This is a genomic window from Citrobacter sp. Cpo030 (assembly GCF_030333005.1).
Classification (GTDB): domain Bacteria; phylum Pseudomonadota; class Gammaproteobacteria; order Enterobacterales; family Enterobacteriaceae; genus Citrobacter; species Citrobacter portucalensis.
This window is the reverse complement of record NZ_JAOWGT010000037.1, coordinates 28,777-43,463: the sequence shown is the minus strand read 5'-3', so window position 1 is coordinate 43,463 and position 14,687 is coordinate 28,777. Positions and strand designations below refer to the sequence as shown.

The following is a 14,687-nucleotide window of genomic DNA, read 5'->3' as shown; positions in this document are numbered from 1 at the left end:
ACGCTTACCGCTCATGGGCACCTCTCTTTAAGCCATCTTAAATGACTCTGAGGTGTCTGTTAAACCCGTGGCGATTCACACATTGTTTATCGTCGTACTTTCCCCAATAACTTGTGCGGTAATGCTATCAGCCTGACGAGGCCCCGAAACCGTCACGGTGTAATCCATCTCAATCGGAGCAGTCTCGCCAATTGTGCCGCTGCCGCTTGCCGAGGTGCTGTTATCCGATGAGATAATACTGATCCCATATTCCTTTGGCACAATATTGAGCTGTAGCGAAGGGGTAAACTGGTAGTGTCCTGACTCTGGTGTTAAGCCATTATAAAAACCGAAGGTAAACGGCTGACTGTTGGTAATGCTGATCCCTGAATCAACAAGCTTCTTCAAAAATGCTTTTGACAGAAAAATATAAATGTATTCTCCAGATGTCGTAAAAACGTTGTAATAAGCAGTTGAAGTACCATAGTTATACCAGTTTGAACCATTTCCAGAGTATTTCACGGTGGCCGCTCCGGGCGTAAAACCAAGCATCGCCGTGTCGACAAAAGCGCGAAACGTCAAGGAGGCGGTCAGATTGGCCGTTTGTTGCAAGTTATAGCTCACCATTTTGCAAATCACACCGTCAGTACCGCCCACCACGCCAAGTTCACAATAACCAGAGTCTTTGGTGATGCTCGGCGTACCATCGCTGGCAACCCAAAGCTCCTGAAATGCGTTAGTAGAGACAAGTGACAGATGACCGCGTTTAGTTAACGTGTAATTGACGTAATTCCATGATCCTGTCGATTGGTCTTTGCACCGTTTCCCGGAAGAATAATCATAATTTACAGAAGTATAACAGCGGTTGAACACATAGGTTTCGCTGCTACCGGTTGGCACATTGCGGAAGTACTCATAAGCAGTATCGGTCAGGGAAGCGAATCCGTAGGCGCCACCAATAACGCCTGCGACAGAGCCGACCTGCGCATGATAAAAACCGTTTTTGTCAGTGCCCAATCCGGCAATAAACCCGGTTGATGGGCATTGAGTGCCACTATAACAACGGATTCCCCGGAAAGGCCCGTTAATCGGGGAGTTATCAATCCACATGTCCTGATAATAATATCCAGGCGCAGTCCAGCCGACAAAACCTAAATACCCGAGACTGACCTGAGAGGTACCGTATTTTATCCACGTATTTGACCCGCTGAAACGCGGATCAAGTGCCGATGGGGTAATAAAGTATTCACTATCAATGGCATTTTCGATAAACAAATAGTTATTACTGACTGATCCCGAAGAGATTGCATTCAACGCCAACGCAGGCACAGGTGAAAAACTCCCTACGGCACAGATTACAGTAGCTAATTTAATCAATACTTTCATTTTATTACCTCTGTGCCATCGTGGTTTGCGTTGCACATTTCACATCACCAACCCACGCTGCACCGCGTGCTTTTTCCAAATCAAGATCGGCTTCACATACCCTGCCGTTGGCAGAAATTAACGTAATAACCGGATACTTTTTATCGATATCGATAGCAAACTCACCCTTTTCATCCGTACGCGTTTTACCGATGTGGTTATGGATATCGGTATTTGCAGCCAATTGTCCATCGGGATAACGAATGCGACCGAATACGGTGACCATGCTTTTCACTTCAGGGTTGATAACACCCACGTTACCCGGATATAGCGTCAACTCCTGTTTGCGTCCTGAAACAATATCGAAGCTGTCCTCAGAATTTTTATCATTGAGGATTTCCAGCTTGTACTGAGCATAGGGTGGCAGTGCAATGAAATTTGATTTACCGCTGAGAAGATAATTGCGGTTATTAATCTTCGCAGCCAGTTTCCCCTCGCCGGTCAAATCTGTTTTTACGATAACGCCAGAACGCTGCCTCTCTTTACTCAGACCGAAGTCTTTACCAGCCCACGCCAGAGAACCTTGGGAAGAGAAGTTCATATTGGTGGAGTTGTCAGCAGAACGCGTTACCGATACGGTGCCGGCGTTATATTTCGTGTCATAACTCAAATTGCCGTTTACCGAATAATTATTGTCATAATACTGTTCGCCGCTCAGACGCGTTGATGCCGATAATCCGACCGATTTAATCGGCCCTTCAGCATACTGTTTTCGTGCACTGAGATTACCCTGGGTACTACCATAGCGATCTCGGGAGACGCCCATGCTCAACCAGGTCGCCAACGGCAACGATAAGTCCAGGCTGACATAACGTTCCTGTCGCCCATCGTCATTTCGGTTGTTGTAGTAATAACGCTGAATACCTGCACGCAACCCAACCGTGGCATACCTGCCTGAATAAAGGGTCGTGTTGTAATCCAGATTACGGTATTTATTGCCTGAGTAACGATTCTCCGTCTGGCTCACGGTGAGCGAGCCGCCATGAGGAATAAACTTTCCAAGGTTAAGAGTTCCGCCAATGGAATAGTTATCACGTTCCTGCATGGGCAAGCGATCGCCAATTTTACTGTCTTCACGAGATGCCCAAAGGGAACCATATCCCTCAGGGACATTGAGATTGATGTTACTGATGTTTCGCCATGATGAATCGTTCGCTACCAACATCTGATTGCCAATACTGACGTATTCATTCACATTCAGCGTGACATCCGTTTCATTAACCGCATTGTTGTCAAAACCGTAGATCGTTGATTTCAGGCCCAGCCCCGACAATATCGCCAGCGTCACCGATGCGGCCCCCCCGGCAATCCAGGTCTGCTCATTACCCAAATCCTGATAGTGGTTACGCTTATAGCTCACCCGATCATAATCCAGCGAACCACCAAAAAACTGCCACGAGAGCTGATCAACTCCAGCAGCTTGTTGGCGAGCGAAGATCTTATTAACCCGGCTGACACGACTATTAATTGTCCGCCCATTGACCACGATATCTACCGTGACGTCGTAAACACCATACGGAAAGCGACTGGTATCAATTTCATAGCTGCCCATATTAAAGTTCTGCACGCTGAGTAAACGTCCATCGCGGAAGACATGAACCTCACCAGCGGCTGGCAAAAATACGGTAATCGGCGTGAGTGAAAGCGCGGTATTCTCAACAACCGTACTTCCTTTGTTCCCGTAGCTCACACCGTAAATTTTCCCACCATTCAGCGCATTCAGGCTGGCAATAGACTGGACATTCCATGTATCAAGCATCCCCAGCGCCAGTCGATACCCTTCATAATCGCGCTCATACATCGCACGATAAAGTTTACTGGTACCATTGCTGTCACCGATGCCGTAAAACGAACCGTTAACATTAATGTGGTGCTCCCGCAGCGATGTTGTATTGTCCATCGTCAGATAGCTGCGGGTACTGCTGCCATTTCGGTAATCGTTGTAGTAGGTACCAAAGTTGTAGTTCAGGACGTTAGACAGAGTTTCAACGCTGGAAGGTCCAAGCAAGCTACTGCGCGCGACAATCGCTTCAGTTAACGCATCTTTGCTGACAATCATCTCCAGGTGAAATGATGAGACATTAAGTTGCAGTCGAGCATCATCTGACAGTTCAATATTCGTATTATCGTGAAACTTTACATCACGGATTTTTTCCACTAACGCGCGGGTTTTCTCGGATAACACAGCATTATTGGGCAATTCAGCAAGAGTCAGTGCTTTAACTGTAATATTGCCATCAACAAGCGAAATCACCGCATCGGCAATTTTTTGCTGACTTTTCTCATCAGTCTCGTTGTAACGTATATATACCGGCACCGTCATTCCCTGCTCCAGTGAACGGGCGAAAGCACTGGGAATAACGTAATTACCCACTTTTACTGGGGCTGCATGTGAAGTTCCTGGTGTCAGCGCAAGAAAAAGACAAATGCTACCGCCAACAATATATGTTGTTGTCATATGCATCCTTACAATCCGGTATTTTTATTTATCCCGTACAGATGGCTGCTATTGACCATCACTTCACTGTAATAAACTGCTTACCGTGCCAGATACCGATGCGTGAGCGGCTATTACTAATGTCGGTGAACTGCAGTTTTATTTTTGTACCTGGCATAATGTAATAACGTTCACGACAGCCCCGTCCCTGATCGCGAGCATTATCTTTGCAAGCTCCATAGGCGATTACTCGAAATGAAACATTGCCAGTATTGCTAATAACATCACCATTACGGTTATATTCAAAACGCTCTTTTCGCGGCGCAACGACCAAAATCGTGCCAATTTCTGCTGACGCTGTCGCAACAGCCAATTTATTGGCCCGGGTTTCCGCGCTCTCGGTGACCGGCTCATCTATCCATTGCAGACGATAATAACGCTCGACATCATCAACTGGCCCTTTATAAAAGAAGCGAAAAACATCCTTTGCCTGACCAGGCAGAATTAGATTGGCAGGCGTAGAGAGTAATTCCCCGGAATTAACGGGTTTTATTTCGACTCCGCCCGCTAAAGGTGATGACAGTTGTTTTACCGATACGCTGACATAACGAGCCGAATCTGTCGTATTAGTGATTTCTTTCGATAATGAACTCTCAGTAGAAGTCATTATCGACGTGATATCACCGACGTTAATTGCCCAGCTGGAAAAAGAGATTACCAACCCTACCAACATTGCTGCCGGTAAATATTTATTCATGACACCATTCCTGATAAATTCGGGAGAATTTCTCCTCCCGAACTTTTATTTATTAGGCGGACGGAGTCGTCCAGGTTGCATTGAACTGTACTTTTACATCACCAGTCCAATAGCCGTCTGGCAGTGCAGAGTAATCCGTTACCGGCGTGCTACCATCAGAAGTCGCAGACGCAATGGTGAATTTGAAGTTAGATTGATCGCTGACGCGATCAGCACCGTTGTAAGCGCCATCAGCCATCAGGCTTTCAAGACCAGAAGTCGAGCTGGAATTTACCAGGACAGTATCTGATGAATTAGTCAACGCGGTGCCATTCCATGCCACCCCTACGTTCAGGGTAGACGCATCGCCACTGGCGTTGGTCAGAGTATTGCTAATAATCTGAGCGGTCAGTTCAAAATCAGTTGCCGTTTCCTGGCCCTGAATAGTCACATCAAACGCGCCATCCTGGGAGTTGAAGCCATTAAGACCTTCCGCATACTGGAAAGTCAAAGAGTTCAACGGAGTGACGACCAACATGCTGGTGGTATCTTTTGTTGCCGTCGCGTCCCACGAGGCCGTTGCAGAAGCAGTGACATCTGCCATTGCATTTGCCGCAACAAATACAGACGCCAGAGAGGTCACTAATAATAATTTTTTCATTTTTATCTTCTCCTAAGAACATACTCACCACCGAGTCTTATTATTAAGTCACTCCAGCGGTTCCATTAATTGCGAGCCAGAATTGCCGCGCCCAAAAATTATCATTTGAATTAAGTAACATCTCAACAAACCCTGAAACGCAAAAATTACAAAAAGACTAAGAATTTTCCCACTAAAACGATAATCTAAGAAGTTTCCTAAGTTTAATTTACTTAAATAACACCGTGAATCAGAACTATCACCCAAATAAATAATGCAAATCAAACAATTCATCTTTTTTATGTTTTTGATAAATATCAAAAAGATCATACAAATACCACGAGAGCAAAACCCTTACAAAACATAAAGATAATTAACACCTCCATAGTTTCTCTATAATGCTTATTATTTGTTGCAATTATGCTAAATTTTTAACGCCGCAAGAAAATTCTTATGATATATCCATTTGCGCGGGAATATTCTTATAAAAAAATCATTCACCTACAGAAACCACATTCTAATTGATAATTATTTGACAAAATTAAAACCAGGAATTTTCCATATAAAATGAATATTCCTGGCTTATCAGGAGAGATAATGATTATCGTTAAATAGAAAATTAGATAAAACGTTTTAAACCAAGATAACTATTAATTGTTACGGTACGTACCCTATGTAAGGTAATCAGATTCTGCTGTTCAAGTGATTTTAATGAGCGGCTAACGGTTTCAATTTTAAGATCGAGATAACTGGCAATTTCGTCCCGAGAAAATGGCAAGCGAAGCGTCGTTTCTGGCCTGCCGATGCGCAAATGCATCTCGTAAAATTCCACCAGGAAAGCCGCGATCCTAGCCTCAGCATGTTTATTCGCATAGCGCCGCAGTTTTTCAACAATGAATCCATTGTCCCTGCAGAGAAACTTGATGACTGCGGCAGCAACCGAAGGCTCCTTCTCTGCTACCTTGAACAACCGCGCAATATCAATGTGGCAAACCTCCGCAGCCGTTGCCGCCTTAATCGTTGTCAGGTACTTCCCCCCTTCGACAGCATCCAGCGCCATGATATCTCCCGGAACATAAAAGCGGCTGATAAAAACGTTATCGCCACATTCCACGCTGGACTTGCAGTACCCCTCATGGATAACAAAAAGCATATCTGCGGTTTCATCCTGTCGGGCGAGTATCTCCCCAGCTTTAAACCGCCTTCTTTTGTCTATTAATTTGTATTGATTATTACGATCAATCGCCGCTCCCTTTGGGCACAGCGAACAATGACGGGGAGGAAACGGGTTGCCAAGCGGCACAACAGGAATGCTAAGTTTGTGAATATCCGATTTCACGCAACAACTCCTCATAAAAATGAGATTGATTCTAATAGATCGGGCCATAGGAACAATACGTGAAACGAAGACCAGGAAAATTCATGCAGGCAGGGAAAATTCTGTGATACGCCGCCTTTCTGGCGCCAGAGAATGCATAGGTCAGAACCAGACTGGTGCGGATGATGTTAAAAACGCAGGATAAAAAATACGGCAGCGGGATGAAGGTTAGAATTAACTGGGTGATGCCTTAATAGCCTTTTAAATCAGATGGCTATTATTGCATCACCCAGTTTCAATTATGCACGAACCGTGTCGTCACCGAAGCCAATCCACTTATATGTGGTCAGTGCTTCCAGTCCCATTGGGCCACGTGCGTGCAGTTTTTGCGTGCTCACCGCCACTTCCGCACCCAGTCCGAACTGGCCGCCATCGGTAAAACGAGTAGAGGCGTTTACATACACGGCAGAAGAGTCCACTTCATTCACGAAACGGTTGGCGTTGCTGAGCGTGCGCGTCAGTATGGCGTCCGAGTGCTGGGTGCCGTGTTCGCGAATATGGGCGATAGCGCCATCCATATTTTCGACCACCACAACATTCAGATCCAGAGACAGAAACTCGTTATCCAGCTCTTCCGGTTTCAGTGACACCAGTTTGGCAGGGCCATGCAGTACCTGCATCACGATTTCATCACCGTGCAGCGTAACACCGCTATCCGCCATCTTTTGGCTTAACGCAGGCAGAAAACGCTCAGCAATATCCTGATGCACCAGCAGAGTTTCTACGGTGTTGCAGGTGCTCGGGCGCTGGGTTTTGGCATTGACGATAATCTTCAGGGCCGGGGCGATCTCCGCGGTATCATCAACATAAATATGACATACGCCAATGCCGCCGGTGATGACCGGGATAGTCGACTGCTCACGGCACAGCTTGTGCAGGCCCGCGCCACCGCGAGGGATCAGCATATCGATGTACTTATCCATCCGCAGCATCTCAGCGACCAGCGCGCGGTCCGGGTTATCAATCGACTGTACGGCAGCCGCGGGTAAACCGCAGGCTTCCAGCGCCTTTTGGATAACCGCCACGGTGGCGGCGTTCGTCCGGTAGGTCTCTTTCCCACCGCGCAGGATCGCCGCATTGCCGGTTTTCAGGCACAGGGAGGCAACGTCAACGGTGACGTTTGGACGCGCTTCATAAATCACGCCAATCACGCCCAGCGGGACGCGACGACGCTCAAGACGCAGACCGCTATCCAGCAGGCCGCCGTCAATCACCTGCCCTACCGGGTCGGCAAGATTACAGACCTGGCGCACATCGTCAGCAATCGCTTTCAGACGCGCCGGCGTCAGCGCCAGGCGGTCGAGCATCGCTTCGCTCAGGCCGTTGGCTCGCGCCTGCTCAACATCTTGTATGTTCGCGCTGAGGATGCTTTCCGTTTGCGCTTCCAGCTCATCAGCAATGGTTTCCAGTACGCGATTTTTTTCGCGACTGGAGAGCAGCGCCAGCTTGTATGACGCGGCTTTGGCAGCAATGCCCATTTGTTCCAGCATATGCCTGTTCCTTAACGGGTGATCATGTCGTCGCGATGGACAGCAACCGGACCGTATTCGTAGCCCAGGATGGTGTCGATCTGTTGTGAGTGATGTCCGGCAATACGGCGCAGCGCGTCGCTGTTATAGCGGGTGACGCCGTGGGCAATATCGCGCCCTTCGAGATTGCAGATGCGGATCACTTCACCACGAGAAAAGTTACCTGTCACGCTTTTAATGCCTTTTGGCAGTAATGAGCTGCCGCGTTCCAGAATTGCTGCGGTCGCGCCCTCATCGACGGTAATCTCCCCGGCAGGCGGCGCGCCAAAGATCCAGCGTTTACGGTTCTCCAGCGGAGAGGCCTGAGCATGAAAACGCGTCCCAACGGAAACGCCTTCCATCACGTCGCCAATCACGCCCGGCTTGCTGCCTGCGGCAATAATGGTGTCAATCCCGGCGCGGCACGCGACATCGGCGGCCTGCAGTTTTGTGCCCATGCCGCCGGTTCCCAGACCTGAGACGCTATCCCCGGCAATGGCGCGCAACGCATCATCAATGCCGTGTACGTCTTTAATCAGCTCAGCCTGTGGGTTGGTGCGTGGATCGGCGGTGAACAGCCCCTGCTGATCGGTCAACAGCAGCAGCTTATCGGCTCCAGCCAGAATTGCCGCCAGCGCGGAGAGGTTGTCGTTATCGCCGACTTTAATCTCAGCGGTCGCTACGGCGTCATTCTCATTAATGACAGGAACAATGTTGTTATCCAGCAGCGCGCGGAGCGTATCGCGGGCATTGAGGAAGCGCTCTCTGTCTTCCATATCTGCACGCGTCAGCAGCATCTGCCCGATATGAATACCGTAGATCGAGAACAGCTGTTCCCACAGTTGAATCAGTCGGCTTTGCCCGACCGCCGCCAACAGCTGTTTCGAAGCTATCGTTGCCGGGAGCTCCGGGTAACCAAGATGCTCACGTCCGGCGGCAATCGCACCAGAGGTAACGATAACAATACGATGCCCTGCGGCATGGAGCTGCGCGCACTGGCGAACCAGTTCTACGATGTGGGCGCGGTTCAGGCGGCGGGATCCGCCCGTTAACACACTGGTGCCAAGTTTTACCACCAGCGTCTGGCTGTCACTCATGATTCTCTGCCATTCAAAATTGGGGAAAATGATATCAAACGAACGTTTTAGCAGGACTGGCCCCGGTTGCCAACAACCAGCGCACAAAGCATGAAATTTTATTGCGCAGGATCAGCAAGCGTAGCGGCAGATTTTGACGCATTTATTACAGAAACATAAAAACATCCTTTTTTAAAAATATTCTTACTTTGTCATAAAACGTTCATTGCCAGACGTTAAAAACCCTCCTGTCTTTTAACGGGGATCACACCCAGTGAATATTAGCGCGTACTTTTAATCAGGAATGAAAATGAAAAAGAGCACTCTGGCATTAGTGGTGATGGGAATTGTTGCGTCAGCATCCGTACAGGCGGCGGAAGTGTATAACAAGAATGGTAATAAGCTAGACTTGTACGGCAAAGTAAAAGCCATGCATTACATGACGGATTATGACAGCAAAGATGGTGACCAAAGCTATATCCGTTTAGGTTTTAAAGGCGAAACGCAAATTAACGATCAACTAACCGGTTATGGTCGTTGGGAAGCAGAGTTTGCCGGCAATAAAGCTGAAAGCGACTCTAACCAACAAAAAACACGTCTGGCCTTCGCCGGTGTGAAATTAAAAGATTTTGGCTCGTTTGATTATGGTCGTAACCTGGGCGCGCTGTATGACGTGGAAGCCTGGACCGATATGTTCCCGGAATTCGGTGGTGACTCCTCCGCACAGACCGATAACTTTATGACCAAACGCGCCAGTGGTCTGGCAACTTACCGTAACACCGACTTTTTCGGCGTCGTGGATGGCCTGGATCTGACCCTGCAATACCAGGGTAAAAACCAGGATCGTGATGTGAAAAAACAGAACGGCGACGGTTTTGGTACTTCCGTTACCTATGACTTTGGCGGCAGCGATTTCGCGGTGAGCGGCGCTTATACCAACTCCGATCGTACCAACCAGCAGAATCTGCAAACTCGTGGTACGGGTGATAAAGCTGAAGCCTGGGCGACCGGCTTAAAATATGATGCTAACGATATTTATATTGCGACGTTCTATTCTGAAACACGCAATATGACGCCAATTTCCGGCGGCTTCGCCAATAAAACACAGAACTTCGAAGCGGTTGTTCAGTACCAGTTTGACTTTGGTCTGCGTCCGTCACTGGGTTATGTACTTTCTAAAGGGAAAGATATTGAAGGCGTCGGCAATGAAGACCTGGTGAATTATATCGACGTGGGCGCAACATATTATTTCAACAAAAATATGTCCGCGTTTGTTGACTATAAAATCAACCAGCTGGATAGCGATAATAAACTGGGCATCAACGATGATGACATCGTTGCGGTGGGTATGGTCTACCAGTTTTGATATAGCATAAAAAAATGCCGGATGGGGTTGCGCCGCCATCCGGCATTTCACTGTTCATTATGCCGTTAACTTAACCGGTTCATCCTTAAAGCCGTCAGCAGGTTCCAGCGCCAGATTCAGCGTCGTTAACAAGCCACGTAATTTTTCATGGAATTCACGTAAGGTGTATTCCAGTCGCTCTACCACTTCAGTCTCTTTCACCGGCACCGCCGTCCAGTTACCGTCTTTATCAAACAAACCAAACTGATAGCTGTACGTGAAGCGTTTTTCCTGCGCCTCCAGTTCCATCCACCAGCCCCAGAACTCGCGTTTCTCAGGGGCGGGTTTTACGTTGACGCAAACAGCCAGACAATCGAAAAAAAATCGATTATCTTCGCACTGCCCTTCCCGGATATACGGGCCAAGCGCGGTGAATTTCTTGATCAATCTACTTTTCGGATGCCCACTCGGTAACGTCATTACGATCTCCTTAGGTGAAGCACCTGTTTTACCAAATCGATAAAATTTAGCAAACTTTTAACACAATCTCTGATTGATCCAACCGGTTATTTCCTGCAGCCCTTTGTCAAAATTGCGATACACCGGGTTGAAGGGGATCTCCAGTAGCTTACCGTCTGAAGATGAAGATGTGATTAAACGTGACTCTTCTTCCGGACTAAACGGATCGTTCTTCCAGAATCCCGAGAGCATTGGCGTCGGGCAGCGTCGCCCCAGCAGGCCCTGCACTTTTAATGAATAGCGATTTAGCTCAACGCGCAGCGCTTCATCGGAGGCGTCATGCATCCCCAGGCGGCTAGCCAGTACATCAAGGTACATTTCCGGGACGCTCGCCTGACGCTGCGGGTCGCTAAGCAGCGCATGAACCACTGGCCCCAGACAGGCCACCGCCTTCAGACGCGATGATTCCAGATACGCCAGACGTACCGCTACGTTAGCGCCAAAGCGGAAACCGAAGGCCGCCACGCGGGTGTGATCCACCCAGGGAACATTAGGCAGCGCTTTTAATACATGCTGATGCAGCAGGCTGGAATCCTGAGTCAGTTTCCATTTTGACGAGAACCCGACCGACGGCATATCCAGCGTCAGCATGGCAATACCGCGCGGGGCAAAGTAGCGCTCATACAGACTGTAATAATCCGTTTGCATGGAATCGAGGCCACCGCACATCAGCACCGTCGGGAACGGACCGTCGCCTTTTGGCATATGTAAGAAGCCGGTGATCGGCGCACCGCCGGTAACAGCAAACTCCATCTCACGCAGCGTGCCCGGCAATCGCTGTGCGGCCTCTTCATAGGCGCGATTGGCTAAAGCCTGTGCCTGCTCTGCCAGCTCATCGCCTTTCAGGTGTGGGTAAGCGGCAATGTTGTACAACGTAGACGCATGCAGCCAGTGACGTCCGCTCACTTGCGGATCCTCTTCCATAGACGCTTTCTGTTGCCAGTCCATCGCCTGCTTCGCCCACTCATAGATCCAGTTCCCACCGCGATAGCCGATAACCGTATCGTAGAGTTCTTTATCTGTACGCTCGGCTTCGCTCATCACGATACGTGCCTGCACCTCAAGGATTTCACGCGGGTCGACGCCGCGCCAGATCCACATCAGGCGATTCACCATGCGATACCAGTGCGGAATGGTTTTGCCATCCAGGGCAGATTGTACGGACGGCTGCGCGCCGTGATTAAAACGACGAACCAGTGTTGACGTTTCAGGGTGTTTGAAGCGGGGTTTAAACAGGACTTCGCTGAGGTTAGCCTGTGACATGATTGCAGCCTCCATGAGTACTCACTAAGGCATAGTGTAACCTGACACAGCACAAAAAGAACAACGCCCGGCAAAGGCCAGGCGTTGAAAACTTTTTAGATTAGCGACCTGAGATCGGCGGGACGAACACCACGCCCATATCCCACGGCTGCTCAATCCAGGTATCCTGAGGGATATCAACAACATAATCATTCACCAGCGGGCGACCAGCCGGCTTAGCGAAGATAGTGACGAAATGCGCTTTAGGATACATTTCGCGGATCGCAACGGCGGTCCCACCGGTGTCAACCAGGTCATCGATTACGATGAAACCTTCACCGTCGCCTTCGGCACGCTTCAGCACTTTCAGTTCGCGCTGGTTGTCGTGATCGTAGCTGGAGATGCATACGGTATCGACATGACGAATACCCAATTCACGCGCCAGCAATGCGCCCGGCACCAGACCACCACGGCTAACGGCAATAATGCCTTTCCATTGTTCAGAAGGCATCAGGCGGCTTGCCAGTTTACGTGCATGGATCTGCAACATGTCCCAGGTGACGACGTATTTTTCGCTCATGTGAAGTGTCCCAGCCTGTTTATCTACGGCTTAAAAAGTGTTCGAGGGGGAAATAGGTTGCGCGAGATTATAGAGATCTGACGCACTAAAAACCAGTGTTTCGCGGAATCCGCGCCTCTTTTTGCATGCTTTATGCTAGCCGTCAGCGGAGAAAGTGGTATTCTCAATCGCATCGCGCAAGCCTGACTTGTGGTGTTTTTAATTCTGCTAACCCCGTGGCCTGCAAGCAAGTTTTGTAGGACATCGCCAAGGAGACTCAACGTGTCTGAACTGTCTCAATTATCCCCGCAACCGCTATGGGATATTTTTGCCAAAATCTGTTCTATTCCTCATCCGTCCTATCATGAAGAGCAGCTCGCTGAACACATTCTGAGCTGGGCCCAAGAGAAAGGTTTCCACGTCGAGCGCGATCAAGTCGGTAATATCCTGATTCGCAAACCCGCTACCGCAGGCATGGAAAACCGCAAGTCGGTCGTTCTGCAGGCGCACCTGGATATGGTCCCGCAGAAAAACAACGACACCGTGCACGACTTCACTAAAGATCCTATCCAGCCTTATATTGACGGCGAATGGGTGAAAGCCCGTGGCACCACGCTGGGTGCGGATAACGGCATCGGTATGGCGTCTGCGCTGGCCGTTCTGGCTGATGACAGCGTGGTACACGGGCCGCTGGAAGTGCTGCTGACCATGACCGAAGAAGCGGGTATGGATGGCGCGTTTGGTCTGCAGGCTAACTGGCTGCAGGCAGATATCCTGATCAACACCGACTCAGAAGAAGAAGGTGAGATCTACATGGGTTGCGCAGGCGGTATCGACTTTACCTCTAACCTGCCGCTGTCCCGTGAAGCAATCCCGGCTGGATTCCAGAGCTTTAAGCTGACGTTAAAAGGCCTGAAAGGCGGTCACTCCGGCGGCGAAATCCACGTGGGTCTCGGTAACGCGAACAAACTGCTGGTACGCTTCCTGGCGGGCCACGCTGAAGAGCTGGATCTGCGTCTGGTTGATTTCAACGGCGGTACGCTGCGTAACGCGATTCCGCGTGAAGCCTTTGCCACCCTCGCCGTGGCTGCAGATAAAGTTGATGCGTTAAAAGCGCTGGTCAACACCTATCAGGAAATCCTGAAAAACGAACTGGAAGCCAAAGAGAAGAACCTGGCTCTGCTGCTGGATGCCGTAACTCAAGACAAAGCCGCGCTGACCGCTCAGTCTCGCGACAGCTTTGTGCGTCTGCTGAACGCCACCCCGAACGGTGTAATCCGCAACTCTGACGTCGCCAAAGGCGTGGTAGAGACCTCTCTGAACGTCGGTGTTGTCACCATGACTGACGACAACGTTGAAATTCACTGCCTGATCCGTTCCCTGATCGACAGCGGTAAAGACTACGTGGTGAGCATGCTGGATTCACTGGGTAAACTGGCTGGCGCGAAAACCCAGGCAAAAGGCGGATACCCAGGCTGGCAGCCGGATGCTAACTCTCCGGTTATGCACCTGGTTCGTGAAACCTATCAGCGTCTGTTCAATAAAACGCCGAACATCCAGATCATCCACGCTGGTCTGGAATGTGGCCTGTTCAAGAAACCGTATCCAGATATGGACATGGTTTCCATCGGGCCAACTATCACCGGTCCACACTCCCCGGATGAGCAGGTTCATATCGAAAGCGTCGGCCATTACTGGACGCTGCTGACTGAACTGCTGAAGTCTATTCCGGCGAAGTAAGATTCTGCGCTAAATGTCGGATGACGCTACGTTTATCTGGCCTACATGCTGATTTGTAGGCCGGATAAAGTTGTTACGTAGCCATCTGGCCTGTACGCTGGTT

At 49.4% G+C, this 14,687-nt stretch carries 11 protein-coding genes and 1 pseudogene; 2 read left to right on the top strand and 10 right to left on the bottom strand.

From position 1 onward, the window contains the following. Nucleotides 1–78: 78 nt before the first annotated feature. The 7 genes and pseudogenes from OGY37_RS01225 to proB all read right to left on the bottom strand — a co-directional run. A pseudogene (locus OGY37_RS01225) lies at nt 79–1,365 on the bottom strand (fimbrial adhesin EcpD family protein); the annotation flags it as partial. A 4-nt stretch (nt 1,366–1,369) separates the two neighbouring features. Further along, entirely contained in the window at nt 1,370–3,862 is a 2,493-nt protein-coding gene (locus OGY37_RS01220) for a CS1-pili formation C-terminal domain-containing protein (protein ID WP_286546191.1), read from the bottom strand. A gap of 58 nt (nt 3,863–3,920) precedes the next feature. Next, nucleotides 3,921–4,598, bottom strand: a complete 678-nt coding sequence (locus OGY37_RS01215; protein ID WP_060682708.1) for an EcpB family pilus assembly chaperone — start codon at nt 4,596–4,598, stop codon at nt 3,921–3,923. A gap of 52 nt (nt 4,599–4,650) precedes the next feature. Continuing rightward, nucleotides 4,651–5,238 carry a common pilus major fimbrillin subunit EcpA gene (ecpA, locus tag OGY37_RS01210; protein WP_003830835.1) on the bottom strand — a complete coding sequence of 196 codons (588 nt, stop codon included), beginning with the start codon at nt 5,236–5,238 and terminating at the stop codon, nt 4,651–4,653. A gap of 598 nt (nt 5,239–5,836) precedes the next feature. Next, nucleotides 5,837–6,556 carry a Crp/Fnr family transcriptional regulator gene (locus tag OGY37_RS01205; protein ID WP_126319150.1) on the bottom strand — a complete coding sequence of 240 codons (720 nt, stop codon included), beginning with the start codon at nt 6,554–6,556 and terminating at the stop codon, nt 5,837–5,839. Nucleotides 6,557–6,834: 278 nt separating this feature from the next. After that, a complete protein-coding gene (gene proA, locus OGY37_RS01200; protein ID WP_286619834.1) occupies nt 6,835–8,085 on the bottom strand; it encodes a glutamate-5-semialdehyde dehydrogenase in 1,251 nt (416 codons plus the stop codon). An 11-nt stretch (nt 8,086–8,096) separates the two neighbouring features. Then, nucleotides 8,097–9,200: a glutamate 5-kinase gene (proB, locus tag OGY37_RS01195; RefSeq protein ID WP_003031373.1), complete on the bottom strand. Its 1,104-nt coding sequence runs from the start codon at nt 9,198–9,200 to the stop codon at nt 8,097–8,099. A gap of 289 nt (nt 9,201–9,489) precedes the next feature. On the opposite strand from proB, the gene phoE reads away from it, so the two are divergent. Then, a complete protein-coding gene (phoE, locus tag OGY37_RS01190) occupies nt 9,490–10,545 on the top strand; it encodes a phosphoporin PhoE (RefSeq protein ID WP_003830831.1) in 1,056 nt (351 codons plus the stop codon). 57 nt (nt 10,546–10,602) lie between these two features. Here phoE and crl read toward each other — a convergent pair whose 3' ends face one another. The 3 genes from crl to gpt form a co-directional block, all read right to left on the bottom strand. Then, complete coding sequence (gene crl / locus OGY37_RS01185; protein ID WP_003830830.1) at nt 10,603–11,004, bottom strand: sigma factor-binding protein Crl; 402 nt, start codon at nt 11,002–11,004, stop codon at nt 10,603–10,605. Nucleotides 11,005–11,061: 57 nt separating this feature from the next. Further along, nucleotides 11,062–12,306 carry an esterase FrsA gene (gene frsA, locus OGY37_RS01180; protein WP_003830828.1) on the bottom strand — a complete coding sequence of 415 codons (1,245 nt, stop codon included), beginning with the start codon at nt 12,304–12,306 and terminating at the stop codon, nt 11,062–11,064. A gap of 100 nt (nt 12,307–12,406) precedes the next feature. Beyond that, on the bottom strand, nt 12,407–12,865 hold the full coding sequence (gene gpt / locus OGY37_RS01175) for a xanthine phosphoribosyltransferase (protein ID WP_003031380.1): 459 nt from the start codon (nt 12,863–12,865) through the stop codon (nt 12,407–12,409). 261 nt (nt 12,866–13,126) lie between these two features. Here gpt and pepD point away from each other — a divergent pair, with 261 nt between their 5' ends. After that, a complete protein-coding gene (pepD, locus tag OGY37_RS01170; protein ID WP_174785110.1) occupies nt 13,127–14,584 on the top strand; it encodes a cytosol nonspecific dipeptidase in 1,458 nt (485 codons plus the stop codon). Nucleotides 14,585–14,687 lie beyond the last annotated feature (103 nt).